We start from the raw sequence: 24,188 nt of genomic DNA on the forward strand, positions 1-24,188 counted from the left end.
GGGATTATTTGCTCCGTTGGTGATGGGCCACCAGCGCCATGACGGCGCAGGAAGCCAGGCGAACCTTGGCGTCGTCGGCGCGCGAGGTCAGTACGATGGGCACGCGTGCGCCCAGTACGATCCCGGCGGAGTCGGCGCCCGCGAAATAGGACATCTGCTTGGCCAGCATATTGCCGGCCTCGATGTCGGGAACCACCAGGATGTCGGCCTGGCCGGCAACCGGGGAAATGATCTTCTTGGTCTTGGCGGCCGTCATCGAGATGGCGTTGTCGAATGCCAGCGGGCCGTCGAGCACGCCGCCGGTGATCTGGCCGCGGTCGGCCATCTTGCACAGCAGCGCCGCATCCAGCGTGGACGGCATTTTCGATGACACGGTTTCCATGGCCGACAAAATGGCGACCTTGGGCATGGTATTGCCCAGCACATGCGACAGATTGATCGCGTTCTGCGTAATGTCGATCTTGTCTTCCAGCGTCGGCGCAATATTGATCGCCGCATCGGTCACGAGCAGCGGCCGATCGTAGGCCGGCACATCCATCACGAAGATGTGCGACACGCGGCGGCCGGCGCGCAGGCCCGTTCCCGAGGCCATCACCGCACGCATCATTTCGTCGGTGTGCAGCGAGCCCTTCATCAGCGCCTCGGCTTCACCGCTGCGCGCCAGCTCGACGGCCTTCTCGGCGGCGGCGACGCTGTGCTCGGTGTGCACGATGCGGTAAGGGCTGATATCGATCAGCTCGCGCTCGGCAACCGCGCGGATCTTGGCCTCGGGGCCGACAAGTATCGGCGTGATCAGCCCGGCTTCGGCGGCGTCGACAGCGCCCAGCAGCGATTCACGGTCGCAGGGATGGATGATGGCGGTCGGAATCGGCGACAGGCCGGCAGCCTTGGCCTGCAGTTCGGCAAACACATGATGCTGGCGCAGCGTCAGCTGCGGCGGCTCGCTGCGCACTGACACACGCTTTTCCAGCGGGGCAATCACCACGATGGGGCCGCTCATCAGCATCTCGCCGTGCTGATTGGTGCAGTGGCCGTCCATGACCACTTCCATCGTGGCCGGGCGTTTTTCCTGCACGATCAGTTCGATGTTCAGCACATCGCCTTCCTCGATCCAGCCATGCGATTTCAGGCCGTGACTGGAGAGGATGGAGCCATTGCCGGGAAAGAAATTGACGGTGGACGAGGTCAGCGCGATAAAGCCGCCGATGGCCGGCACGCGCTCGCGTCCCTCTTCCTCGCGCTGGCCGCCCAGCATGGCGAACAGGGCGAAATCGTTGGCGGTGACGGCGTGCGTGCGCTGATAGCGCATGCCCGGCGCGATGTCGTCAAACAGCACGTTTTCAATGTTCTCGATGGCCATGTCGTCCCCTGGCGCCCGCGCGCGCGTTGCCGGCGCCGGAAATGGTTGAATGATGCAGGCATCATAGCAGCGCCATGTTGCACTGCAATACGGGCCTTCCGGCGGCCGACGGCGCATGCGCTTGCGGGCATGTCCGGTATGATAAGGGCTTGGCCAGCGCGCGACTTGGCGAATATCAAATCTGCCAGACTGTGAACATTACCGATGACGGAAACCTACACCACGCACCTGATCTGTGCCCCCGAGCTGGACGAGCCCGCCCTGGTGCTGGCCATCGGCCCGCAAAACGGCCATGCGGTCGACGCCGACGCCTTGCTGGTGCGCCTGCTGGCCAGCGGCGAAGAGCTGCACATCACCGCACCGGACGCCGGCCAGGTCGGCGCCATCATGGTCAGTGTCGGTGACAGTGTGGTCAGCGGCGATCTGCTGCTGCTGATGGAAATCCGCGAAGCGCCGACCCAGCTCTATCCCCTGCAAACCGAAGAGGCCGCTTACGCGCCAGTCTGCCAGCAGGCCTGGCCGGCGCCCGCTGCCGGCGCCGACGAGTTCGTCGTCACCCGCGCGGCGGCGCGGCTGGCCGCCCGGCTGGGCATTGATCTGGCCGAGGTGGCGCAAGCGTGCTCGCGCGTCGATGAGGAGCAGGTCTTCGCCTATGCGCGGCGCAAGCTGCAGTCTTAGGGTATGAGCTTGCGGCCATTTGGGGGAGTGGCTTCTGGCCTTATATGGATTTGGGTATGTGGGGCTGGCGCTCAGGCTGCCGCCGGATAAGCGCAATTTGCGCTAAGCCTGCGGACCGCGGCTTTGCCAGAATGCGCTGACCCTTTCCAAACAAGGCAGGAGAACGCGATGATCCGCAAATGCATGGTGGGCCTGATGCTGGCATTGGCCAGCACGCTGGCGCTGGCCGAGGCGCAATTCGTGCGCACACCCTATGTGCCGAACTGGGACCAGATCCCGCTGGAAGAACTGGCGCGCCAGGCCGGGAAATACCCGACCTTCCACCTCAACGCCGATACCGGCGAGAAAGTGGTTGCGCTGAGTTTCGACGACGGCCCGGGCAGCGAAATGCCGGCGCTGCTTGATGTGCTCAAGCGCGAGAACGTCAAGGTCACCTTCTTCTGGCTGGGCAAGCACATGGAAGCCATGCCGGACGTGGTGAAACGCGCCAAGGCCGATGGCCACGCCTTCGGCAACCATTCCTGGGATCATCCCAAGCTGAGCAAGATGACCGGTGACGATTACTGGCAGCTGCAGCTCAAGCCCACGCAGGACGTCTTCCAGAAGCTGATCGGCTACGAGCCGCTGATCATGCGCCCGCCGTACGGTTTTCTGACCGATGCCCAGGTGGAAAGCCTGGCCCGCCGCAAGATGCACGCCATTCTCTGGTCGGTCACCTCGGATGACTGGTTCCTGATCCACCAGAACAAGGCCGACCCGAAGGCGGCCGAGGATCAGATCGTCAAGCGCACGCTCGATTACGTGCACCCCGGCGCCATCGTGCTGATGCATGATGCGCCGAGCAATATGCGCAAGCCCACCGTGGCGGCGGCGGAACGCATCATCAAGCAGCTCAAGGCCGATGGCTACCGTTTTGCCACGGTGCCGGAGCTGCTGGCGGTGCCAAGCGGCAAGTGAGGCGCGTGCAGTCCGCGGACGTCAGATGTTGGGTATCGGGCCAGAGCCCTTCATTGAGAAGGGGTGTGGCTTGATACCCTGTGTGTTTTCTGGCCCGGGCTCAGGCTAGCGGACGCGCAGCGTCGAGTGCGCGGCAGGCTTCGTCGTGCAGTTCGGCGATCGCCTGCAGCTTGGCGTGTGGCTGCCCCCGGCCGTACTCGGCGAGAAAATGGCAGCTGGCATAGTCGCTGGCACGTGCCGTGTAGGCCTCCACCCAGGCCTGGCGCTGCGGCAGCGCTTCGCTGCGTACCGGCCAGACCCCGGGGCGGGGCTTCAGCGCGTCAGGCATGCCGATGCGCCAGGGTTTCGGGCTCAGTCGTGCGCGAAAGCAGCGCTGGTGCCGGCACATGCGCACATAGACCGGATCGGCGGCCACGGCGGCAAACAGCGCCTGTGTTTCCGTCTCGTCAGGCGCGAAGGGGCGGTGCATGACCAGCAGACGCAGCCCGGCGTAGCTGCGGTAGACGCGGATCAGCCAGTCCGGCCTGGTCGCGAGGAAGGCATCAATGCGGCGCAGCGCCTGCTGCTGCTCGCCACCTTGTGCTGCGCGGGCCAGCCGGGCGACGAGCCTCGCCAGCGGTGTTGCCGCGATCAGCGCCACCAGCAAGCCCAGCACATACACCCACTTGGCCTGCGCCAGATAACCGGCGAGGACGGCCAGCGCACACAGCGCGGCAAAGCTGGCCAGCTTGCCGGCGAAAGGGCTGTCTTCAGTGAAATCGATATCGACGAACAGCGCGTCGGGGGCATTGAGGCAGATCGCCCCGTAGCTGTTGCGAGTCAGCACCACGTCGTCGTGGCGGCCAACGATTTCCTCGCGGATCGGCACACCGTCGGCGCCGTTGTATGGCATTTTGCGCTCACGCAGGGCAATCGCTTCGCCGCTGACCAGCGCCGCCACCGCGGCCTCGACGCGTTGCTGCGCAATGCCGGCCGCATCGGCCTCGGACAGGTCGGACCAGCCAAAACGGTGCACGGTATGGTTGCGACCGTTGTGGCGCAGGGTTTGGCGGGCTTCTGCCCAGTAGGCGGGAACGATCATCGTGTCTCCGGCGCACGCGGCCAGGCAGGGTGAAGGGGATGCAAAACGGCTAGCCCGGCAGGAACGGGGGCCGTCTCATTCTATTGATCCGACCCTCTGATGTTTTCACTCGTAGGAGCGAGCTTGCTCGCGATAAGCAATGCTTCGCGAGCAAGCTCGCTCCTACGGAAATTCATACTTCTGAAGGCCGGATCAATAGCCTCTGCGCTTGGCTTCGCGCAGGCTGCGTTGGCGGGGCTGCGTAAAAACCAATCAAACCTCAACAGAGCCTGGCCTTTCACCAGACGGATGATTGCAACGCATGAGCGCTGCAATGAGTCATCAGAGCAAAGTTGCCTGGGTATTGCCTCAAACCCATTTATGAAAAAGGGCTGTAGGGCAATACCCAGCGTTTACTTTTTCCTGCCACCCTGTTGCGCTGCAGCCGGTTTCGGCGGTGCGCGGCGCGCGCCGGTTTCGCGAACGGCTGGCTTGCCGCCATTGCCGCGCGCGACAGGTCGCGCACGATCCGGCGTTCCCGGCCCGCCGCCGCCGCGGGCATTGCCGCGCGGCGCCTTCATGCTGCGCTCGGCGGCTGTTTCCGGCGGAATCAGGTGGTTCGGGCTGTGGCCGATCAGGTCGCGCCGGCCCATATTGATCAGCGCTTCACGCAGGATGGGCCAGTTGGCCGGGTCGTGGTAGCGCAGAAAGGCCTTGTGCAGCGTGCGCTGCTTCGCGGCCTTGACGATCGCCACCTTTTCGCTGGAGCGGCCCAGTTTCTTCAGCGGATTGCGCCCGGTGTGCCACATGGTGGTGGCCATCGCCATCGGCGTCGGCGTGAAGGCCTGCACCTGGTCGGGGCGGAAGTGGTTCTTCTTTAGCCACAGCGCCAGATTGAGCATGTCCTCGTCCGTCGTGCCCGGATGCGCGGCGATGAAGTAGGGGATCAGGTACTGCTTTTTCCCCGCCTTTTCCGAGTAGTAGTCGAAGAGTTTGCGGAATTTCTCGAAGGTGCCGATGCCCGGCTTCATCATTTTCGACAGCGGGCCGTCTTCGGTGTGCTCCGGCGCGATCTTCAGATAGCCGCTGACGTGGTATTTGGCCAACTCCTCGACATATTCGGGCGACTCGGCGGCGAGGTCGTAGCGCACGCCCGAGCCGATGGTGATCTTCTTCACGCCCGGCACCGCGCGCGCCTTGCGGTAGAGCTGGATCAGGCTCGAATGGTCGGTGTTGAGGTTCTCGCAGATGCCCGGATACACGCAGGACAGCCGGCGACAGGACGATTCGATCTTCGGGTCCTTGCAGGCGATCCGGTACATGTTCGCGGTCGGGCCGCCCAGATCGGTGATGTGGCCCTTGAAGCCGCGAGTCTTGTCGCGGATGTCCTCGATTTCCTGCAGGATGCTCTCGTGCGAGCGGCTCTGGATGATGCGGCCCTCGTGCTCGGTGATCGAGCAGAAGGTACAGCCGCCGAAGCAGCCGCGCATGATGTTCACCGAGAACTTGATCATCTCCCAGGCCGGGATGTGGGCGTCAGCGTAGGACGGGTGCGGGTTGCGCGCGTAAAACAGACCGAACACGTAATCCATTTCCGGCGTGGTGAGCGGAATCGGCGGCGGGTTCAGCCACACGTCGCGCTCACCGTGCTGCTGCACCATCGCGCGGGCGTTGCCGGGGTTGGATTCCAGATGCAGCGTGCGGCTGGCGTGTGCGTAGAGCACCGGGTCGTGCACGACGGCCTCGAAGGCCGGGATGCGGATGACGGTGGTCTTGCGGGCCTCGCGACGCAAGGCGACGCGATCGGCCAGCGGCAGGAATTTGATCGTCTGCACACCCTCAGATTTGGCCTTGCCCTCGGGTATGTCCTGCTGCATCTCGTAGGGGTTGAGATGCGGGTCGATGCGCCCCGGGGTATCGACGGTGGTCGAATCGAGTTCTTCCCAGTTGCCGGCCGGTTTCCAGCCGTGCGGCGCAAGAAAGGCCGTGCCGCGGATGTCGCGCATGTCCCTGAGCTTTTCACCGGCGGCGGCGCGCTGCGCGACCTCGACCAGCGCGCGCTCGGCGTTGCCGAACAGCAGGATGTCGGCCTTGCAGTACACCAGCGCCGACTGGCGCACGGTGTCGCTCCAGTAGTCGTACTGGGCGATGCGGCGCAAGGATGCCTCGATGCCGCCGACCATGATCTGCACGCCGGGATACGCCTCGCGGCAGCGCTGCGAGTAGATGTTCACCGCGCGATCGGGACGTTTGCCGGCGACGCCGCCGGGCGTGTAGGCGTCGTCCGAGCGCGGCTTCTTGTCCGCCGTGTACTGGTTGATCATCGAGTCCATATTGCCCGACGTGACGCCAAAGAACAGGCGCGGGCGGCCCAGGCTCTTGAAGGCTTCCGCGCTGTGCCAGTCCGGCTGCGCAAGGATGCCCACGCGCAGGCCCTGCGCTTCCAGTAGCCGCCCGACCAGCGCCATGCCAAAGCTTGGGTGGTCGATGTAGCAGTCACCCGTCACCAGAATGATGTCGCATTCGTCCCAGCCGAGCTTGTCCATCTCCGCACGGCTCATCGGCAGGAAGGGCGCGGGCGAACGCGGGCTGACGCCGGCAGGCAGCTGGAAAATCGGGGAGGGTGTGGCGGAAACGACGGAATTCATGGCGACGATGAGCAAGGCTAATCGGTGATTGTCGCAGAATTGGCGTCAAATGGCAAAAACCCCTTTTACATCATGGGGATATGGCCTCATGGTGGCGCCGGGCCCCTGATCTGCCCATGCTGGTGCGCGGTGGCTTCCGGACCGAGGCGGGCGCGCAGCAGTTGCCCGACCAGGTCTTCGCGCTTGATCTGCGCCAGTGCCCTGTCCAGCGCCGCACGCTGTTGCGGGTCAGGCAGCTGGCCGACATAGGCACCGGCCTGCAACTCGCCCAGTTCGGGCGCGGGCCAGCCCTGCAGGCCGGTGGACAGGCCCTGCTTCTGGGCGGCGAGAAAGATCACGCTGGGAAAGAGCAGCGCATCGATCCGCTTGGCCTGCAGCTTGCGCAGGGCCACCGGCAGATCCGGCGAATAATCGATGCGGTGGTTTTCGGCCAGCCTGGCGATCACCGTGCTGGCCTGCGGCGAGTAGCGCGCCGCACTGACCAGTCCCAGTGTTTTGGCGGGATTGTCCAGAAAGGCAGCCAGCGGCTGGCCGGCAGCCAGCGGCTGGCCGGCAGGCGCCGGGCTGCGCTCGACCCAGAACTGCGGCAGGCTGACCATATGGATGAAGTTGCCAACCCGGTCGCGCTCGGTCGCGCGCACCGCGCCCAGCACCAGCGGCAATTGCCGGCGCTCGAACAGGAACCAGACCCGGCGGGTCGGGTAATCGCTGATCGCGATGGTGCAGCCGCTGAGCTGGCCCAGCCGTTCGTGCAGGGCCGGCAGCTTTTGCGCGGGGCTGGCGGAGAGCAGCGCCCGCACGTCGGCGGTGGGGTAGGCGGCTTCGAGCCGGCAGGCCGCCTGGGCGTGCCCGGCAAGCAAGCCGGACAGCAAGATCGGCAGCAATGGTTGCACGGGCTTCACGGCCGGCCTGTCCTTTCCTGGATGACTGCTGTCCAGTATCGGCGATGCGGCCGGCATCCGGCAAACACGCTGTGCCGGGCAGGCAGCTATAAAGAAGGGCCGGCCTGCCTCGCCGGCGCCCTCCTGATGGATGCCCGCCATGCTGCGCCAGTTCGGTTTTGCCCTGCTTGTGATCGTGATTGGCCTGCTGCTGGCCGGCGCCACGGCACTGCTGATTCCCGAGGCGGAAACCGGCAAGGCCTGGTCACAGCTGCTGGTGCTGGTGGTGCCGCTGGCCTTGTGCGTGTTGCTGATGCGCTATCTGCCGCTGCAGCTGGAGGCAAAATTCCTGTGCTTCATCGTGCTGGCGCTGTTTCTGCTTGCCGCGCGCGGTTACTACGACGACTACGCGCGTGCCGGGCCGGACAGCTTCCGCCAGCATCTCGACTGGCTGCTGTAGGCGGGTGACGTCCGTGATTCAGACCCGCTGATCTGCCGGGGATTTACTGGCCACCCTGCAGCATGCGGAATTGCAGCTGGATGTCGTCCTGACCGTTGGCGAGGAACAATTCGCCATCCTGGATGGTGGCGCTGATGCGCATCGTGCGCTCGGCCAGCCGGCCCAGCGCGGCGAACTGCTCGCCATCGAGCGCGGCCACGTGCAGATTGGCAAAGCGGCAGACCTGGCCCTCGATCTTCTTCCACCAGGTGTCTTCCACGCGGTTGCCGTAGGTATACACCCAGACTTGTTCCGCGCGCTGGCAGGCATGCTTGATGCGCTTTTCGTCGGGCTGGCCCAGCTCGATCCACAGCTCGATGTCGTCGGTCAGCGTTTTCTGCCACAGCGCGGCGTCGTCCTCGTCGCTGATGCCGCGGCCGAATTCCAGCGTGTCGCTGGCATGCCGGGCGAAGGCAGCCAAACGCAGCATCATGCGTTCATCGGTTTCGGACGGATGGCGGGCGATGGTCAGGTGATGCGTGGCGTAATAGCCGCGATCCATGTCGGAAATGGTGAGTTCGGCCTTGTAGACCGTTGCTTTGAGGGCCATGGCGGCGGGGGTGTCGGGAAAAGCGCGCAGTGTAGCACGCCGGCTTGCCGTGCTTTCGCCGGTGGCCGCTCAGCGCCGGCCCAGCAGCACCGCCGCCCACGGCGTGCCGGGACGGTTCAGTCGCCAGATCACCGCGTCGAGCAGGTAATGCGTGAGCTGCGGCAGCGCCAGCAGCGGCACCAGCCAGACCAGCATGCCTTCGGCCGCCGGGCGCAGCCACAGATTGAGCATGCCGAAGAGGTCCGGATGATCGCGCCAGACGAGGCGATCCCACAGTGCTTCCTCCATCCAGCCCAGCGCCAGCATCAGCAGCACCAGCAGCAGTGCGCCGGCCGGCGTGAACAGCCCGGCCAGACGCGCCCAGCGGTAGCGATGCACCGGCGGCGCCAGCATTTCCTGCCGACGGCCATAGAGCCACACCAGCGCCAGATAGGGAATGCCGTGCGACAGCACATTGGTCGCGGTAAAGGCCAGATCGTTGTCGAAGGCGACGATGCCGACGCCCCAGCTCAGCGCGGTGCCGAACAGCCACAGCTGCTTGGGCCAGTTGATTCCGCCGCCGGCCCGCCACTGCCGCGCGCTGCGCCACAGGTGCAGGATGGCCAATACCCCATAGAGGATGCCCGTACAGCCAGCGAGCCAGCTGGCCTCAAGGCGCAATACATCACCTGCGACAAACCAGTGGAAACTGCGCCCCTCGCTATGCCAGACCAAGAGCGGCCACAGCGTCGCCAGATAGATCAGCGTCTTTTCCTGGCGCAGCACGCCGGGCGTCGCCGCCTCGCCGCGCCGGTAGAGCATGAAGAAACCGTACTGCTGGCGAACGAAATGGAAGATGGCCAGATAGGCGAGCGCGCGCCAGAACACCATGGCGCCGAAACTGTAGAGCAGGCAGCCGGCGGCAAAGCCCAGGATGGGCGTCCACACGTAGAGCGCGCGGCGCGCGGCGAATTCGCGCTCGTCCAGATAGGTGCGGAACACCGTCGACCACACATGGCCGACATCGACGCCGACGATCAGCAGCAGCCACAGCCAGTCCGGCATGCTCGCGAGCCGGCTGACCGTATCCGGCAGCGCCAGCACCAGCAAGACCGGCACGAACAGCGGCGCAATCATCCAGGCCAGATCGAAGCGGGGCGAGGCGAGCCAGCGGCTGGCGGGGGCTGTCTGGGTCATGGTGCGGGTGAAGGGTGGCTATGCCGGCATTCTGCCAGAGCCCGCCCCGTTCGCCGCCATTGCCATGGCGCTGTGTCGTGCGGCTGTCGTCAAAAGCCGCTACCATCCCCCGGATCATCCTTCCGTCAGGAGTAAGCGTTCATGGCACTCAGCATTGCAATCCAGCGTGTTGACGGTGACGTCGGGCGTTATGCTATCCCCGACCCGGCGCAGGCACGCCAGTGGCTGGCCGGTCTGGACCCGCGCCGCCTGTTTGCCCGCCCCAATCTGGTCATTGCCGACGCGCATTGTGTGAGCCTGATTGCCACCAGCACCATTGCCTGGCTGACCCTGCACGCCACACAGGGCGAAGAGGCCTACTGGCAGGGCGGTCAGCAGCAAGCCTACATGACTGCCTGCACCGCCCTGTTCGGCCGCTCCGCCTACCTGGCCGAGCTGGAAACTGCCCGCTTGCGCTGGCAGCAGGGCGAGCCGGAGTATGGCGAGTATGAGGCGCTGGGCGAGCTGCTCTTCCGTGACGGCCTGGAATATTACGTGCAGGTGTCCGGCAAGCATCTGGCGGCGGCCGAGCAGCAGATGCTGCTCAACAATTTCTTCGAATTTCCGGTGTTTCGCGCCAACGACCCGGCCGGCGGCTACACCCTGCTCAACCCGGAAACCCTTACCCGCGCGCGCTTTTACACCAGCCGCGCCACGCAGGGCCTGCCGCCACACACCATCCACGCCAGCGCCATCGAATCCGATCACGGCTCGATCTTCTGAACGGATGGCTCTGCACGCATGGCCTGATCTGTTGGCATGGCAAAGGGTATTGCTCTGCAGCCTTTTGGGATAAAGGGTTCTGGGTCAATACCCTTTGCTGACCTGCCTGGGCAGCCAGCCGCGTACTCCGTCGGTATCCCTGCTTCAGCAACGGCACTGCCGGGCCTGGCCGCTTACCGCCGGCCCGCCACCGCGTTGATCGCGCCCAGCACCGAGGCGCCGAACTGGCGGCTGCGCTCGCCATTCCAGCCCACGCCGATCAGCGGGCGATTGGCGGTGTCCTTGAACGGCATTTCGACGGTGTAGGCGAGGCAGTCGAAGGTGTGGCCCACCCAGTTGGTCGCCAACGTCAGTGTTTCCGGGCCGAACTTGCCGATTTCATAACCGTGCTCGGTCTGGAAATCCGGCGAGAACAGCAGCCAGGCTGCCTTGAAGGCTTCCTGCAGCTCGTGCTGCTTCTTCGAGAACGATTCGTTGCTCTCGCAGCCGGCGACGAAATTGTGCGGAATCGTCTCGTCGCCGTGGACGTCGAGAAAGAGGTCGACGCCGACGGCCTGCATGCGCTCGCGCACCCACAGCACCTCGGGGCTGCGCTCGAGGCTGGGATTGCCCCACTCGCGATTCAGGTTCGCGCCCAGTGCATTGGTGCGCAGATTGCCGCGCACGCTGCCGTCCGGGTTCATGTTCGGCACCACGTGGAACACGCAGGATTCCAGCAGGCTGCGACCGATGGCGTTCTGCTCGTCGAGCAGACTTTCCAGCAAGCCCTCGACAAACCATTCGGCCATGGTTTCGCCCGGATGCTGGCGCGCGATGATCCAGACGTTTTTCTTGCCCGGCGCCGGGCGGCCAATCTGCAATAGGTCGAGATCATGCCCATCGGGCGTCACGCCCAGCGGCGCCAGTTCGACCCACGGCGAAGCAGACAGTGCGCCGCCGATCAGCTCCAGATGGCGCTCCCAGCTGTAGGGTTCGAAATACGCGTACCACACCGCGTCCGTCTCCGGCGTGTGGCGGATGCTCAGCGTCTGGCCGTCGAAATCGGTCTCGACGCGAAACCACTCGGCGCGGTCGTAGCTTGCCACCGCGTAGTAATCGTCCCAGCCGTCCGGGTAGGCGCTCTGCCCGGCGTTTTCGATGTTCAGCACGCAATCGACACCGCGTGCGCCGGTGAGCCGGAAATGGAACCACTGCGCGAAATCGCTGGCGTTGTCCGGCCGCAGCTTCAGGCGGATATTGGCGGGATCGGAGCAATCGACAACGTCGATGGCGCCGGAATCGAAACGGGAGGAAATGCGCAGCATGGGTAGTTGCCAGAAAAGACAGGAATCCGCCAGCCTAAGCGGGCGTGCAAGCACTGTCCAGCGCAGGTGCCGCTGTTGGCGGATTTCAGCGCGCCAGCGCCAGCAGCGTGTCCACGCTCCAGTGGTCATCGGCATGGCTGCCGTAGTGGGCTGCGATGACCTTGCCCTCGCCGTTGAGCAGAAAATCGGCCGGCAAGCCGGCGATGCCGTTTTCAATTTTGCCTGGCAGGCGGCGTGTCAGCAGCAGGCCGCGCAGGCCTGCCAGCATGGCTTGCGGATGCAGGGCAGCCAGCCAGTGCGATTCGACGCCGAATTGCCGGTAGAGCCGCTTGTCCGGGTCGGCAATGCAATCGAAGGGCAGTTGCGCCTGATACTGGCGCATTTCGTCCGCACTTGAATGAAAGACCGCAAGCTGCCGGATGCCGGCGGCGCGAATGTCCGTGTTGCGCGCGGCCATGGCGTGCAGGTGCAGATTGCAAATCGGGCAGCCTGCAAAGCGGCGAAACTGCAGATGGGTAAAATGGCTGCCCGGATCGGGAAGCGCGACGCTTGCGCCGCTGATGGCGTGCAGTGCCAGCGGGGCGAGACGGGTTCCGGGGCTGAGTTTCATGGTTTTACCTGTGATGAGGGCGCAGCAAGCGTGTCGCTAACTCAGTGATCGTCTGCCAATTATTGATCCGGCCCTCTGATGTTTTTACTCGTAGGAGCGAGCTTGCTCGCGATCTGCAAGGCTTCGCGAGCAAGCTCGCTCCTACGGAAATTCAAACTTCCGAGGGCCGAATCAATAGATGCTATTTCGTTCTTGGATTGGCATTCACGTTTTGTCTCATTCCTCGCGACGCCGAACAAAACGACGGCCATCTGGCCGTCGTTTTGCGATGTCGCTTACCCCAGGCTCGCCGCCTCATCGCAGCCCAGCAGAATGTTGAGGTTCTGGATGGCGCTGCCCGAAGCGCCCTTGCCCAGATTGTCCAGCCGCGCGATCAGCACCAGTTCGTCGCCCGAAGCGCTGGCGTAGGGCAGCACTTCCAGCACATTGGTGTTCGACAGCGTCTGCGCCGGCAGGAAGCCGCCGCGCACCAGCACGTCCTGCGTGTTGAGCGGCTTGGCGTGGACGAAACGTTCGTCCTTGTACCAGCTGGCGTAGCAGTCGGCGATCTGCTGCGCGCTGCCGTTCAGCTGGCTGGCGTGCAGCGGCAGGGCGACCAGCATGCCGGTGGGGAAGTGGCCGACGCTGGGCAGGAACACCGGCCTGGTCTGCAGGCCGGACCACTTCTGGATTTCCGGCAGGTGCTTGTGCGACAGGCCCAGCGCGTAGAAGGCGAACGGGTCGCCCTGGCCGCTTTCCTGTACTTCGATCAGCGCCTTGCCGCCGCCCGAATAGCCGGACACACCCATCAGGTTGACCGCTGCATCTGCCGGCAGCAGGCCGGATTCGATGATGGGGCGCAGGAGTGCGATGCTGGCGGTGGCGTAGCAGCCGACGTTGGCGATGCGCTTGCTGGCGCGGATCTTGTCGCGCTGGCCCGGCGCCAGTTCGGCAAAGCCGTAGACCCAGTCGGGGTCGATGCGGTGCGCGGTGGACGCATCGATCACGGCGGTATTCGGGTTGTCTATCATGCCGACGGCTTCGATGGACGCATCGTCGGGCAGGCAGAGGATGACGACGTCGGCGGCGTTGAGCAGCTCGCGGCGGTGCTCGACCGAGCGGCGCAGCGCCAGCGGCAGGCTCAGCAGCTCGATGTCACTGCGGCCGCTAAGCCGTTCCACGATCTGCAGGCCGGTTGTGCCGTGTTCACCGTCGATAAAAATGCGCGCCATGCTGTTCATCCTCGAAAAGACTGGGGAAAACCCGAAGGGTAACGGCGCACGCGCGGCGGGGCAACCGTGACGGCGGCCTGCCGGCCGACCATCGGGCTTGCCGGCGCGCGCTTATTGCTGCTGCTTGCCGTGGGTGAGCAGCTTGCCGTTCACGAATTGCGCGCTGATGACAAGGCCGCCGTTCTGCCAGCTGGCGGTTTCACCCTCGATGCCGAGCAGGCTGCCCGCCTCGCTCTGGGTGGGTTCGCCCAGAATGGCCACCACCTCGTCGCGGCTCATGCCGCTTTTGATTTTCTGGTAGTTTTCAGCAGTGATCTTGCTGCAGGCGGCGAGCAGCAGGAAGGAGGCAATGAGCAGCAGGCGCTGGAAGGACATGGACGGCAGTCTCGCGAAATGGTTGTTGAAAATCGACGGTGCAGTGGCAGCGGGTGCCGGGCAAGCCGGCAATGGCCCTGAGCAGAAATCCGGTAATGAGTGTTGCGCAGGCGGCGCGCCGGCTCATCAGCGCGAGCCGGCCAGCGACCTCAGTTCAGTGGCGACCAGTCGCTTACCGGCACGAAGTCATCCTGGTCCGGGTGCTTTTCGAACACGCTGCCGACCGGCGAATCGAGCAGGGCAATGATGGTCGGGTCGTAATTGGCGACCACGTTCACATCGACTTCGCTGTGATTGTTCGGGTTGTTGAGGAATTGCTCGTCCTCGCAACCGGAAAAGAAGCGCCAGCCGGAGTCACCTTCCTTCACCGGCTGCTCGCGATACAGGAAGCCGACCGGATAACCCTCGATGGTGATTTCGTCGCTGACCATGCACAGGCCATGGCCGGTGGCGCGTTTCTTGAGCATGCGCTCGTCAAGCAGGTAGTCTTTCATTGGGTATTGCCTTGTAGCCTATTGAGAGTGAGGGTTGCAGGTCAATACCTGCTTGTGTAGTGCGGCGTGGCTCAGGGTGGCGTTGCCATGGCGAAGACCGGCAGGTACATGGCGACCGCGCCCAGCACGGGCACGCCCAGTACCAGCAGCAAGCCAGCGGTGCTGATCCAGCGCATGCGGCTGCGAAACGCCGGAGCATGTTCGCGCTTCAGCGTCAGCACGAGCGCCGGGATCAGCAGCAGCAGCGGAAGTAGAAAGCATAAGGGCGTGGCGTCGATGAACAGGCGGGTCAGCAGTGGCAAATCGCTACCGAAGCCAGCGAACAGCTCTCGAAACGCCGGAACGACCAGCTGCACGACGATGGCGGCCAGCAAAGCCGCGGCAAACAGCAGCCAGTTGCCGACCAGCAGCGCGCGGCTGCGGCCGCTGGCTTCACCGCCGGCGGCGTCCAGCCGGGCCCGGGATGGGGTATAGGGATCATGAGCTTGCATGGCCGCCAGTCTGGCGAGCTTTCGGTCCGGATGCAAGCCGGGCGCTGGCCATGCCGTCTGGCGCGAAAGGGACAAGGGCCAGTGCGGCAGTCGCCATGCCGGCGTGCTGCGCCGCAATGATGATTTTTCAGCGGGTATTGCCTTTTGGCCCTTTTCGATAATGGGCTGTATGGCAATACCCTTCGTGCTTGACGGTTGGCGCATTGCCTGCGGCGCCACCGTACTGGACAGCGTGGCAACAGCGTTTATAACGAGGACACCGGCTGTAGCGCTGCACCGCAACAGCAACGCCAGCCCGGTTTGCCCTTCACGGAGTGTTCCGCCATGTCTGCCTCGTCCACCGCATCCCGCCTGCTTGCCCTGCTGTGCACGGGCACCTTGCCTGCCCTGTTGCAGGCCGCCGACCCGGCCGAGCCGGCGCCACCGGTGGAGCGCAGCTTTGAAACCGAGTTTTCCGCCAATCAGTCCGATCCCTTTGGCGTTATTGCCACCGGCGAGCTGACCGGCCTGCTGGCCGATGAATTTCCGCTGTATACCCGCCTGCAGCTGGGCTCGAATTACCGCGAGCTGCTGGTGCGCGCCGGCATGCCGGTGTTTGGCCAGCAGGGCTTGCTGGTCTTTACCGGACGCGGCCTGCGGGCGCGGCAGGACTATCAGTTTGGCCCCGCGCTGGCCGAGGCCTGGACCAGCGAATCAACCTTTGGCATCGACCTCAGCGGCAAGCTCTTCGGCTTTACCGCCGGGGCGTATGGCGGTTACAGCAAGGCGCCGGCCAAGGATCTGGGCAGTGTGGTGGTGGTGGTCGATGCGGACGACGCCTACCGCGAATACCTGCAGCCGCGGCGATTGTCGGGAAACCGCGATCTGTCCGGGGGCCTGCTGTTCAGCGGCGTGGTCAATTCGGCGCTGCGCACCGGCCTGAGTGTCGGTGCGCAGCGGGTTGAGCGGCAATTCAGCAGTGGCACCCAGGTCAGCACCGGCGCCACGGCCAGCATGGGCGTGGACTGGCTGCTGGGTGGGGGCAGCATGCTCAATCTGAATGGCAGCATCAGCCGTGATGCCTACGATGCGAGCTTCCGCCTGTATTACCCGCTGATCCGCCAGGTTTCGGCCTTCGTGCAGTGCAATGGCAACCGCTATCGGCCCACCGGCGACACGCAGACCGCCTGCGGCGTGGGTTTGCAATACCGCTTTGGTGGCGCGCCGGCCATCACCGCCTTTGACACCGAAACGTCGAACACCTTCAGCCGCGACGAGCTGCTCGACCAGATTCGCCAGATTCCGGTGTACGCCACGCACATCGCGACGCCGGTACAGGTCGACAGCTCGGAAAGCCCGACGCTGCTGACCGAAATCAGCAAGGGCGGTCTGGACGGCAATAGCCGGATCGAACCGCAGTCGGGCGACATCATCGTCACCACCACGGACGGCCTGGCCTGCGGCAGCCCGGTACGCTTCAGTCGCAATCTGGCCGGCAGCGAGTCCGGCCTGCCGCTGAGCCTGATCAGCACCAATCCGTCAGCCACGCCCCAGGTCATCCGCTTTGATACGCAGGGCTTGCGCCCCTATCTGCAGGGCAGCTCGGCGAGCAGCCCGGCCACGCTGCGCGCCGTGTTCGAGCTGTGCACGGTGACGCTGACCGGCCATGGCGAGCAGCTGACCATCAGCAGCGTTTCCGCCAAACCGAATGCTGCCGATACTCCGCCCACGCTGCTGCCGCCGCTGTTGAGCGTCAATGGCACCGATAGCCTGACGGCCAGCAACCGCCTGGCCGATCCGGACGGCTTGCGCAATGTCGAATACCTGCTGTTCTCGGCCAGCGGCGCCTTGCTGGCCAGCAATACCAGCGGCAGCTTCACCGGCCTGGCCGCCAACACCCTGTACCAGGTGCAGACCCGTGCCGAAGCGCTGAACAAGGCCACCGGTGTTTACAGCCCGGTAGTCTCGCCGCTGGGCTCGGCGCAAACGCAAGCGGCCAGCCCGCCGCTGCTTGCCAATGTGCCCGACCAGAATGGCCAGGTGGGCAGCAGCTTCACCCTGAATCTGGCCAGCTATGTGACCCCGACCAATGGCGATGCCATCACGGCCTATACGCTGAACGGCCCGCTGCCGTCTGGCCTCTCCTTCAACGCCGCTACCGGCGTGCTCAGCGGCACGCCGACCGCAGTGGGCGTGGCGGCCTTGAGTTTCAGTGCGACGGACAAGGACGGGGTGTCGAACAGCGACAGTTTTGTCATCACCATCGTCGCCGCCCCTGAGCCGCCGCTGGTGGCGGACGTCCCCAACCAGAGCGGCCAGGCCGGTACGGCCCTGTCGCTGAATCTGGCCAGCTATGTGACCCCGACCAATGGCGATGCCATCTCGGCCTACACGCTGAGTGGCCCGCTGCCGGCCGGGCTGAATTTCAACAGCAGCAGCGGCATCCTGAGCGGCACGCCAAGCACGGCCGGCTCGGCCACGCTGAGTCTGAGCGCCAGCGACAAGGACGGCGTGTCGAACAGCGACAGTTTTGTACTGACGATTGCACCGCCGCCGGATACCCCTCCCATCGTAAGCGCCATTGCCAATCCTTTGTACAGTTCCGGAACGTTCTCGCTGAATCTGGCGCCGAATGTCATTCCAACCAATGGTGATCCGATTCTCAGTTATTCACTGAGTGGTGCTCTGCCTGCGGGGCTGAGTTTCAATACGGCGACAGGTCTGCTTTCCGGTGTGATTACCGAAACCTCCGGAGCCAACTTTACTGTCAGTTTTTCGGCTACCGATAAAGATGGGCAGTCGAATATCGTGAGTTTCACCCTGCTCAACGACGATTGATTCTGGCAGCGGTTGATCGGGTTGCAAGCAGGTAGGAATGGATTCGTGCTGCCCCCGTTCATGCAAACCGCGGAAAACCACTATCAGGCTGTTGGTGCGAACCGTTTCAATGTCGTAAAGCGGCATGTGCGAGTGTGATCAGCCCCAGGGCAGAGCGGCTTAGCGCTTGTGGCAGGATGGGGCTTTCCGTCTTGCCCTGGCGCAGCAGCTCGCAGAAATGTGCGGTTTCGTAATTGAGCCCGCTGCCCTGTGGCGCCATGGCCAGTTCTTCGCGGCGGCCATCGGCGTGCACCAGCGTGGCGCTGGCCGGGTTCCACCATTTCTCAAAGATGACGATGTGCCCGGCACTGCCGGCGATCAGCGCCTCGCCCGAGCCACTCGTATCCAGCCCGCAATAGAGCTGGCTGATGCCGCGCTCGTGCCGGCTTTGAATGCTGGCAAAGGTATCGACGCCCCCTGCTTCCTCCCCACCCAATCCACCCAGCCGGCCCAGCGTCTGCACGTCCTGCGCAGCACCCAGCCAGTCGCAGGCCAGAAACGCGGCGTAGATGCCGATGTCGAGCAGGCCGCCACCGGCTTGCGCGGGGTCGAGCACGGCATGGCCGGCCGGCACGTTCGGGTTGGCAAAGCCGGCGCGCACGAAACGCACCTCGCCAATCGCGCCCGCCGCGATGCGCTGGCGGATTTCGCGGTAGAGCGGGAAAAACGGCGGCTTCATCGCTTCCATATAGAGCACGCCGGTGTCGCGCGCGACAGCCAGAACAGTGTCCAGCTCGGCCACACTGGTCGCCGCCGGTTTTTCGCACAAAACCGCGCGGCCGGCCTGCAGCGCGGCGATGCTCAAGGCCGCGTGGCTGGGGTGCGGGGTGGCGATATAGACGGCGTCGATGTCGCTGGCGAGCAGTTCATCCAGCGAATCAAAAGCATGGGGTATGCCGTGAGAGCCATTGAAGGCCATGGCTTTGCTGCGGGTACGGTTATATGTACCTGTCGCCATTGCCGCCGGAACATGCTGCAGCCCGGCCATGAAGCGGCCGGCGATGCTGCCGGTGCCGATAATCCCAAAACGGACGGTGTGCAATTCAGCCATGGCTTGCCCCGAGAAAAAACGCCAGCTTAACCCGCCAGCGCCACAGCAGCACAGGCGGGTTTGACCGTAGCAAACGCTCAGGCGCGGCTGAAACGCACCAGTGCGAGGCTGCCCAGCAGGTTCGGCAGGAACTCGACCTGCTCGCCCTGATGCAGCACGATCTGTTCGTCGATGCGCATGCCGAGTTTGCCGAGCAGCTTGTCGAAATCGTTCACCGTGCAAAAGTGGATGTTCGGCGTGTTGTACCACTCGTAGGGAATGGTTTCCGACACCGGCATGCGGCCGGTGAGAATCTGCCAGCGGTTTTCCCAGAAGCCGAAATTGGGGAAGGTGACGATCCCTGAGCGACCCACGCGCAGCATTTCCTGCAGGATGCCTTCGATATTGTGCATGGCCTGGATGGTGAGCGAGAGCACCACCTCGTCAAAACGCCCGTCCTCGAACTGCGAGAGGCCGTATTCCATGTCGGACTGGATGACATTCAGGCCTTTTTCGACGCAGCGCACCACCTGTTCGACATCGCGTTCGACGCCGAAGCCGGTGATCTGCTTGTTGGCCGCCAGCCAGGCGAGCAGCGTGCCGTCACCGCAGCCCAGATCGAGCACATCGCTGTGCGGGGCGATCCAGTCGGCAATCAGTTTCAGATCGGGGCGCAAGGAAGTTACTCCGCTCATGCTGCGATCTCCTTGGCGATGTTGTTCAGATAGGCGCGCATCACGCCGAAGTAGGGTTCGTCGTCCATCAGGAAGGCATCATGGCCATGCCGCGATTCGATTTCGGCATACGACACGGGGCGCCTGGCATCGAGCAGCGCCTTGACGATTTCGCGCGAGCGTTCCGGCGAAAAGCGCCAGTCGCTGGTAAACGACACGACGAGGAATTTCGCCAGCGTGGTTTTCAGCGCAGCCACCAGATCACCGCCGAAATGCCGGCCCGGGTCGAAATAATCGAGCGCCTTGGTCATCAGCAGGTAGGTGTTCGCATCGAACATGCCGGAGAACTTGTCGCCCTGATAACGCAGGTAGGATTCGATCTCGAATTCGACATCGAAGCCGTACTTGTACTCGCCGCTACGCAGGTCACGGCCGAATTTCTCGCCCATGCCGTCGTCGCTGAGGTAGGTGATGTGGCCGAGCATGCGGGCGAGACGCAGGCCGCGCTTGGGCACCACGCCGTGCTCGTAGTAATCGCCGCCGTGGAATTCGGGGTCGGTCAGGATGGCCTGCCGTGCCACATCGTTGAAGGCAATGTTCTGTGCGGTGAGCTTGGGCGCCGAGGCGATCACCAGACAATGCCGCACGCGCTCGGGGTGGCTGATCGCCCAGCGCATCGCCTGCATGCCGCCGAGGCTGCCGCCGATCACGGCGGCGAATTGTCTGATGCCCAGCCGGTCGGCCAGCCGCGCCTGTGTTTCCACCCAGTCGCGCACCAGAACCAGCGGGAAGGCCGAGCCATAGGGCTTGCCGGTCTCGGGGTTGATCGACGATGGCCCGGTGGAGCCATGGCAGCCACCGAGGTTGTTCAGGCCGATCACAAAGAACTTGTCGGTGTCGATCGGTTTGCCGGGCCCGACCATATTGTCCCACCACCCTGCGGCCTTGTCGGATTCCGCATACTTGCCGGCGACATGATGGTGGCCGGACAGCGCGTGACAGATCAGGATGGCATTGGACGCATCGGCATTCAGCGTGCCGTAGGTTTCATACATCAGCTCGTACCGCGGCAGGGTCGCGCCGCTGGAAAGCGTGATGGGCTGATCGAACACCGCCTTCTGGGCGGTGACGATGCCGACGGAATTGGAGCGGGTCATGCTGGCAAGATCCTTTCATCCTGAGAGAGTTCGTCAAGTGCAGCCAATACCGAGATGCAACTGACGTCCCTGACATCGAGTGAGGCAGGCTGTAGCAATTTGTAAGCGACGCCCCAAGGGTGCCACACGGTTGCATCACTCTGGCCAAAAAAACAAACGATTGGTTTACCAAGTGCAGCGGCAATGTGCATGGCTCCGCCGTCCGAGCAGACAACCTGATCTGCTAGCGATAAAGCTGCGATCAATTCAGGAAGCGCATGCGTTGGATAAGCCAAGATAGGCAGTCCGCTGCATTTTGCCATGATTCGTGCTGCCTTGTTGTCATCGCCAGGATGCAGGGGGTTGTCTTCCTCGCCTGGCGACCAAAGCAACAGCAAGCGCTTACCGCTGGTAGCCAGTAAGTGAGCAAGCTCGATGAAATGCTCTTCGGGCCAGCGTTGTGAAGATTTTCTGGCGCTGATGTGAAGAGCGATGAGCTTTGCATCAGAAGGGGCCTTTCCGGCGCAAGCAGCCAGCAGGGCACTCTGAGCGTGATCCCGTGAGCTAGGGTTGGGAAGGATCATTGCCGCAGGAGGTGTGCCACTGATTTTGAGTGGAGCCAGCAAGCGAAAGTTGCAGCATGCTTCATGCTCAGGGATAGCTGGCACGGCAATTGGCTGATCCAGATTATCGCGATTATCGCCATGCAGATCGAAACCGATGATATTCTTGCACCCAATCATCCGGGCAGTTCTTGCCATCCGGGCAATACCACTACGCCCTGCCAGGATTGCCACATCGTATTTTTCACGCCTTAGCATCCAGATCTGTCGGAGGCGCTGCCAGTAAATGCCCAGCGAGCTTTCCCCTGATGCGCGGTGCTTCGCTTTCGAATAAATGAACACACGATCAATGAAAGGATGGTTCTCAATCAATGGTGCATTATAGCTATTAGCGAATAGATGGCAGATTGCAGAAGGGTAGTGCTTCTTTATTGCTTCGAATAATGGCGTCGTGCACACCAGGTCGCCAATATTGTCACGACGGATCAGAAGGATTTTCATGCTGACTTTCCGCTATTCCTGCTAGTGACATGTCCGGCAAGCAGCAGGCCCGCCAGCACAGCCATGGCTCGCCAGTTAATCGACTCGACCATGCCGTGTACCATGTATTTGGCAATCAGGCCGATACCTGCAGCAGTACAGAGTGCGCACTTCGTGGCAAGCGCTTGTCGCAGGGCAAGTAACGTGGCACCGTAGAAATAGGCCAGCAGTACTGCGCCGATGATGCCACCGGCAGCAAGGGTTTCCAGATAATTGTTGTGCGGCCCGAGGTTGATAATCCAGCTGAGTGTTTCCCTTGGTACCGACCCGAGTGATTTTTGCCATTCCATATCGGTATTTGCCAATTCGGCAACGCCCGAGTGAAATGTTTTTTTTCCGAACCCGATGCCATGAAGCGGCGACTGCTGCCAGAGTTTGATTGCCGGAGTCCAGGTATACAGAACCCGGTCGTTTGTATAAGTCAAATTATCTAGCCGCGCTTTGAGCGGATTGTTGGGGACACTTAATAGAATGGCAAAGCCTATTGCGCAGGAGGCAGCCATCAATCCAACTGTTTTGAGGTTCTTTATGTTTACCAGCAAGAGCAAGCCAAGTGAGGTGCCGAGGGCCAGCCAGACCCCGCGTGCAGCAGTGATGAACATCAGTATTGACAGCAGCAGTGCACCAAACCAGCCAGCCATACGGATTCGCCTGTCGTCGGCAATCTTGCCCGCCATCATCAGGAACGGGAAGCTGAGAAGCAACCGGCCCCCCCATTCCCGCAGTTTCGGATAGGCGGGTATCAGCACGTGATCGGCCAGCGATAGGCGATACCAATCTTGTGCATACCGGCCGATTGCCAGCAGTGCAAGCAGTACGATGAACAGACCGAAGCGCCGTTGACTGGCACGCTGCTGGAAAATCACCGCATAGGGTATGAACATCTGCAGCATGATGCCCATCTCGCCTCTCCAGTCGTTCAGAGCGAGCGCAATTTGCCCGGACCAAGTGGTGGACAGCAAATTCCAGCAGGCAAATAGGAGCAGGGCAGCAAACAGATGGCTTTTCAGTAACAGCAGTTCCCGCCAGCGGGTCAGCCACAGATAGGGCAACAAGGTGACGATGCTGAGCACCAGTCCACCGTTGTAGAGCGCGTTCGCGTGGGGTAAAGCAAGCCCGGCGATCCAGGCATACAGCGCGAATTCACACAGGCCGTGCAGAATACGCGTAGTTCTTGTGGTGATTGGCACTTCAGTTGCAGGATTCATAAATGTGGGCAAGGTGCTGGGCGACAAGCGGCCAGTCATGATGGTTTCGCGCGTAGTCGGCGGCTTGGTTGGCGACGCAGGCCAGCTCGTCGGGGGCGCTGAGTAACTCCCGGATTTGTGCTGCGAGAATGGCGGGACTGCGTGGTTCTTCCATCAGGAAACCGGTTTCGCCATGCCGGACAAATTCGGGCAGACCACCCTTGCGGGCAGCGAGTACCGGCACACCGGCTGCCATGCCTTCCAGACAGACCATGCCGAATGGTTCTTCAAATTCGGACGGAACGACGAGCAGGTCTGCCGCCGGATAATGGTGCGACATGTCCTCTGGCTGTACGACGCCGATCCAATGCACCCGGTTTGCCAGTGGAGCCAGCAATTCACTCACTCGGTGCGCATACTGGGCTCGGGTATTATTACCTGTCACACGTTCTCCGATGATGACCAGATGAAGTTCTGGCAGGGTAGCACTGAGCAATGTGAATGCTTGTGCCAGGAGGAGCAATCCCTTTTCCGGTGAGATGCGTCCGGCAAACAGCAGAATCCGGCTGTTTGCCGGAAGTTGCGTTCGCCATTCGGGTTGCGGTTGTTTGGTCAGAAAGGCCTGCCGGTCAATGCCGTTGGTCAGAACGCGGATTGGCATTTCTGGGAGTTTTTGCCGATACCAGCCGGCCAGATACTGACTGACCGTGACCAGGCAGCACGCCCGCAGATCTGGCGCTGTTTCCATCTCGTTGTGCATGTGCAGCAGGAGGGTGAAACCTGGCAAGTGGCGAGCCAATTCGGAGTGCAGTTTGGGTGAATTGTGGGTATGTACGATGTGTGCACCGATGCGTCGGCAGTAGCGGGCTGCCCGGACGGCGTAGCCGCAAGGGTCAAGGCGAGTCCATTTCTGGAAAATACGTTTGTAGACCGGTGAAAGAGTGATCCGGTAAAAATGTACACCATCGCGTATTTCATGCTCCGGCGCGCTGTCATTCTCGCCCGTGCAGATGATGTGCGGCATATACTGCCCGCTGGCAGCCAGTTGGCGGCAGACTTGCCACATCCACCATTCGACCGCCGCGCCTTTTTTCGGGGGTATGTGCTGGATAGGCTGAGCAATCATCACAATATTGCGCATACCTC

Annotated in this window: 23 protein-coding genes; 5 read left to right on the forward strand and 18 right to left on the reverse strand. The window is 63.0% G+C overall.

What is annotated here, in order from left to right:
* Positions 1-4: 4 nt before the first annotated feature.
* Positions 5-1,360, reverse strand: a complete 1,356-nt coding sequence (locus C515_RS0101130; RefSeq protein WP_028454022.1) for a bifunctional enoyl-CoA hydratase/phosphate acetyltransferase — start codon at positions 1,358-1,360, stop codon at positions 5-7.
* A gap of 204 nt (positions 1,361-1,564) precedes the next feature.
* On the opposite strand from C515_RS0101130, the gene C515_RS0101135 reads away from it, so the two are divergent.
* Positions 1,565-2,038, forward strand: coding sequence for a biotin/lipoyl-containing protein (locus C515_RS0101135; RefSeq protein WP_028454023.1), 474 nt, complete (start codon positions 1,565-1,567; stop codon positions 2,036-2,038).
* Between the two features lie 168 nt (positions 2,039-2,206).
* The gene (locus tag C515_RS18960) at positions 2,207-2,995 is read left to right on the forward strand and encodes a polysaccharide deacetylase family protein (protein WP_051304493.1); all 789 of its coding nucleotides are present in this window, start codon (positions 2,207-2,209) and stop codon (positions 2,993-2,995) included.
* A gap of 100 nt (positions 2,996-3,095) precedes the next feature.
* On the opposite strand, the gene C515_RS0101145 is transcribed toward C515_RS18960, so the two are convergent.
* The 3 genes from C515_RS0101145 to C515_RS0101155 form a co-directional block, all read right to left on the reverse strand.
* Positions 3,096-4,076 (reverse strand): hypothetical protein, encoded by a 981-nt coding sequence (locus tag C515_RS0101145; RefSeq protein ID WP_028454024.1) that lies wholly within the window; start codon positions 4,074-4,076, stop codon positions 3,096-3,098.
* A gap of 392 nt (positions 4,077-4,468) precedes the next feature.
* Positions 4,469-6,703, reverse strand: a complete 2,235-nt coding sequence (locus tag C515_RS18965; protein ID WP_081686676.1) for a YgiQ family radical SAM protein — start codon at positions 6,701-6,703, stop codon at positions 4,469-4,471.
* Positions 6,704-6,789: 86 nt separating this feature from the next.
* On the reverse strand, positions 6,790-7,605 hold the full coding sequence (locus tag C515_RS0101155; protein WP_144290291.1) for a type 2 periplasmic-binding domain-containing protein: 816 nt from the start codon (positions 7,603-7,605) through the stop codon (positions 6,790-6,792).
* A gap of 139 nt (positions 7,606-7,744) precedes the next feature.
* On the opposite strand from C515_RS0101155, the gene C515_RS23385 reads away from it, so the two are divergent.
* Entirely contained in the window at positions 7,745-8,044 is a 300-nt protein-coding gene (locus C515_RS23385; protein WP_028454026.1) for a hypothetical protein, read from the forward strand.
* A 43-nt stretch (positions 8,045-8,087) separates the two neighbouring features.
* On the opposite strand, the gene C515_RS0101165 is transcribed toward C515_RS23385, so the two are convergent.
* Positions 8,088-8,633 (reverse strand): YaeQ family protein, encoded by a 546-nt coding sequence (locus tag C515_RS0101165; protein ID WP_028454027.1) that lies wholly within the window; start codon positions 8,631-8,633, stop codon positions 8,088-8,090.
* A 69-nt stretch (positions 8,634-8,702) separates the two neighbouring features.
* Entirely contained in the window at positions 8,703-9,809 is a 1,107-nt protein-coding gene (locus C515_RS18970; RefSeq protein ID WP_051304494.1) for a hypothetical protein, read from the reverse strand.
* Between the two features lie 141 nt (positions 9,810-9,950).
* On the opposite strand from C515_RS18970, the gene C515_RS0101175 reads away from it, so the two are divergent.
* Positions 9,951-10,571 (forward strand): hypothetical protein, encoded by a 621-nt coding sequence (locus tag C515_RS0101175; RefSeq protein WP_028454028.1) that lies wholly within the window; start codon positions 9,951-9,953, stop codon positions 10,569-10,571.
* 173 nt (positions 10,572-10,744) lie between these two features.
* Here C515_RS0101175 and C515_RS0101180 read toward each other — a convergent pair whose 3' ends face one another.
* The 6 genes from C515_RS0101180 to C515_RS0101205 form a co-directional block, all read right to left on the reverse strand.
* Positions 10,745-11,875, reverse strand: coding sequence for a M14 family metallopeptidase (locus C515_RS0101180; RefSeq protein ID WP_028454029.1), 1,131 nt, complete (start codon positions 11,873-11,875; stop codon positions 10,745-10,747).
* 85 nt (positions 11,876-11,960) lie between these two features.
* Positions 11,961-12,485 carry a peroxiredoxin-like family protein gene (locus C515_RS0101185; RefSeq protein WP_028454030.1) on the reverse strand — a complete coding sequence of 175 codons (525 nt, stop codon included), beginning with the start codon at positions 12,483-12,485 and terminating at the stop codon, positions 11,961-11,963.
* 275 nt (positions 12,486-12,760) lie between these two features.
* Positions 12,761-13,696 carry an N-acetyl-gamma-glutamyl-phosphate reductase gene (argC, locus tag C515_RS0101190; RefSeq protein ID WP_211233952.1) on the reverse strand — a complete coding sequence of 312 codons (936 nt, stop codon included), beginning with the start codon at positions 13,694-13,696 and terminating at the stop codon, positions 12,761-12,763.
* Between the two features lie 111 nt (positions 13,697-13,807).
* A complete protein-coding gene (gene bamE, locus C515_RS0101195) occupies positions 13,808-14,071 on the reverse strand; it encodes an outer membrane protein assembly factor BamE domain-containing protein (protein ID WP_028454032.1) in 264 nt (87 codons plus the stop codon).
* A gap of 149 nt (positions 14,072-14,220) precedes the next feature.
* Positions 14,221-14,565: a DUF2185 domain-containing protein gene (locus tag C515_RS0101200; RefSeq protein ID WP_043647608.1), complete on the reverse strand. Its 345-nt coding sequence runs from the start codon at positions 14,563-14,565 to the stop codon at positions 14,221-14,223.
* Between the two features lie 71 nt (positions 14,566-14,636).
* The gene (locus C515_RS0101205) at positions 14,637-15,056 is read right to left on the reverse strand and encodes a hypothetical protein (protein ID WP_028454034.1); all 420 of its coding nucleotides are present in this window, start codon (positions 15,054-15,056) and stop codon (positions 14,637-14,639) included.
* A 324-nt stretch (positions 15,057-15,380) separates the two neighbouring features.
* Between C515_RS0101205 and C515_RS0101210 the strand changes: the two genes are divergently transcribed.
* Positions 15,381-17,873 (forward strand): putative Ig domain-containing protein, encoded by a 2,493-nt coding sequence (locus C515_RS0101210; protein WP_028454035.1) that lies wholly within the window; start codon positions 15,381-15,383, stop codon positions 17,871-17,873.
* A 106-nt stretch (positions 17,874-17,979) separates the two neighbouring features.
* On the opposite strand, the gene C515_RS0101215 is transcribed toward C515_RS0101210, so the two are convergent.
* The 6 genes from C515_RS0101215 to C515_RS22880 all read right to left on the reverse strand — a co-directional run bounded on the left by C515_RS0101215 (position 17,980) and on the right by C515_RS22880 (position 24,183).
* Entirely contained in the window at positions 17,980-18,963 is a 984-nt protein-coding gene (locus tag C515_RS0101215; RefSeq protein ID WP_028454036.1) for a Gfo/Idh/MocA family protein, read from the reverse strand.
* Between the two features lie 77 nt (positions 18,964-19,040).
* A complete protein-coding gene (gene metW, locus C515_RS0101220; protein ID WP_028454037.1) occupies positions 19,041-19,637 on the reverse strand; it encodes a methionine biosynthesis protein MetW in 597 nt (198 codons plus the stop codon).
* The gene (metX, locus tag C515_RS0101225) at positions 19,634-20,773 is read right to left on the reverse strand and encodes a homoserine O-succinyltransferase MetX (protein WP_028454038.1); all 1,140 of its coding nucleotides are present in this window, start codon (positions 20,771-20,773) and stop codon (positions 19,634-19,636) included. Before metX ends, metW begins: the two co-directional genes overlap by 4 nt.
* Complete coding sequence (locus C515_RS22875; protein ID WP_081686678.1) at positions 20,770-21,816, reverse strand: glycosyltransferase family 9 protein; 1,047 nt, start codon at positions 21,814-21,816, stop codon at positions 20,770-20,772. The genes metX and C515_RS22875 overlap by 4 nt, the downstream gene beginning before the upstream one ends.
* Entirely contained in the window at positions 21,813-23,102 is a 1,290-nt protein-coding gene (locus C515_RS0101235) for an O-antigen ligase family protein (protein ID WP_081686679.1), read from the reverse strand. The genes C515_RS22875 and C515_RS0101235 overlap by 4 nt, the downstream gene beginning before the upstream one ends.
* Positions 23,047-24,183 carry a glycosyltransferase gene (locus tag C515_RS22880; protein ID WP_081686680.1) on the reverse strand — a complete coding sequence of 379 codons (1,137 nt, stop codon included), beginning with the start codon at positions 24,181-24,183 and terminating at the stop codon, positions 23,047-23,049. Before C515_RS22880 ends, C515_RS0101235 begins: the two co-directional genes overlap by 56 nt.
* Positions 24,184-24,188 lie beyond the last annotated feature (5 nt).

This window comes from Chitinilyticum litopenaei DSM 21440, assembly GCF_000428145.1.
Classification (GTDB): domain Bacteria; phylum Pseudomonadota; class Gammaproteobacteria; order Burkholderiales; family Chitinibacteraceae; genus Chitinilyticum; species Chitinilyticum litopenaei.

What these genes read in the sequence shown, in the direction of transcription:
- C515_RS23385 (WP_028454026.1), top strand. Translation starts at nt 7,745, where the DNA reads ATGCTGCGCCAGTTCGGTTTTGCCCTGCTTGTGATCGTGATTGGCCTG.
- C515_RS0101135 (WP_028454023.1), top strand. Translation starts at nt 1,565, where the DNA reads ATGACGGAAACCTACACCACGCACCTGATCTGTGCCCCCGAGCTGGAC.
- C515_RS0101210 (WP_028454035.1), top strand. Translation starts at nt 15,381, where the DNA reads ATGTCTGCCTCGTCCACCGCATCCCGCCTGCTTGCCCTGCTGTGCACG.
- C515_RS0101130 (WP_028454022.1), bottom strand. Translation starts at nt 1,360, where the DNA reads ATGGCCATCGAGAACATTGAAAACGTGCTGTTTGACGACATCGCGCCG.
- C515_RS0101165 (WP_028454027.1), bottom strand. Translation starts at nt 8,633, where the DNA reads ATGGCCCTCAAAGCAACGGTCTACAAGGCCGAACTCACCATTTCCGAC.
- C515_RS22880 (WP_081686680.1), bottom strand. Translation starts at nt 24,183, where the DNA reads ATGCGCAATATTGTGATGATTGCTCAGCCTATCCAGCACATACCCCCG.
- C515_RS0101180 (WP_028454029.1), bottom strand. Translation starts at nt 11,875, where the DNA reads ATGCTGCGCATTTCCTCCCGTTTCGATTCCGGCGCCATCGACGTTGTC.
- C515_RS0101175 (WP_028454028.1), top strand. Translation starts at nt 9,951, where the DNA reads ATGGCACTCAGCATTGCAATCCAGCGTGTTGACGGTGACGTCGGGCGT.
- C515_RS18965 (WP_081686676.1), bottom strand. Translation starts at nt 6,703, where the DNA reads ATGAATTCCGTCGTTTCCGCCACACCCTCCCCGATTTTCCAGCTGCCT.
- C515_RS0101205 (WP_028454034.1), bottom strand. Translation starts at nt 15,056, where the DNA reads ATGCAAGCTCATGATCCCTATACCCCATCCCGGGCCCGGCTGGACGCC.
- C515_RS0101200 (WP_043647608.1), bottom strand. Translation starts at nt 14,565, where the DNA reads ATGAAAGACTACCTGCTTGACGAGCGCATGCTCAAGAAACGCGCCACC.
- C515_RS18960 (WP_051304493.1), top strand. Translation starts at nt 2,207, where the DNA reads ATGATCCGCAAATGCATGGTGGGCCTGATGCTGGCATTGGCCAGCACG.
- C515_RS0101185 (WP_028454030.1), bottom strand. Translation starts at nt 12,485, where the DNA reads ATGAAACTCAGCCCCGGAACCCGTCTCGCCCCGCTGGCACTGCACGCC.
- argC (WP_211233952.1), bottom strand. Translation starts at nt 13,696, where the DNA reads ATGGCGCGCATTTTTATCGACGGTGAACACGGCACAACCGGCCTGCAG.
- C515_RS0101235 (WP_081686679.1), bottom strand. Translation starts at nt 23,102, where the DNA reads ATGACTGGCCGCTTGTCGCCCAGCACCTTGCCCACATTTATGAATCCT.
- bamE (WP_028454032.1), bottom strand. Translation starts at nt 14,071, where the DNA reads ATGTCCTTCCAGCGCCTGCTGCTCATTGCCTCCTTCCTGCTGCTCGCC.
- C515_RS22875 (WP_081686678.1), bottom strand. Translation starts at nt 21,816, where the DNA reads ATGAAAATCCTTCTGATCCGTCGTGACAATATTGGCGACCTGGTGTGC.
- C515_RS0101145 (WP_028454024.1), bottom strand. Translation starts at nt 4,076, where the DNA reads ATGATCGTTCCCGCCTACTGGGCAGAAGCCCGCCAAACCCTGCGCCAC.
- metW (WP_028454037.1), bottom strand. Translation starts at nt 19,637, where the DNA reads ATGAGCGGAGTAACTTCCTTGCGCCCCGATCTGAAACTGATTGCCGAC.
- metX (WP_028454038.1), bottom strand. Translation starts at nt 20,773, where the DNA reads ATGACCCGCTCCAATTCCGTCGGCATCGTCACCGCCCAGAAGGCGGTG.
- C515_RS0101215 (WP_028454036.1), bottom strand. Translation starts at nt 18,963, where the DNA reads ATGGCTGAATTGCACACCGTCCGTTTTGGGATTATCGGCACCGGCAGC.
- C515_RS18970 (WP_051304494.1), bottom strand. Translation starts at nt 9,809, where the DNA reads ATGACCCAGACAGCCCCCGCCAGCCGCTGGCTCGCCTCGCCCCGCTTC.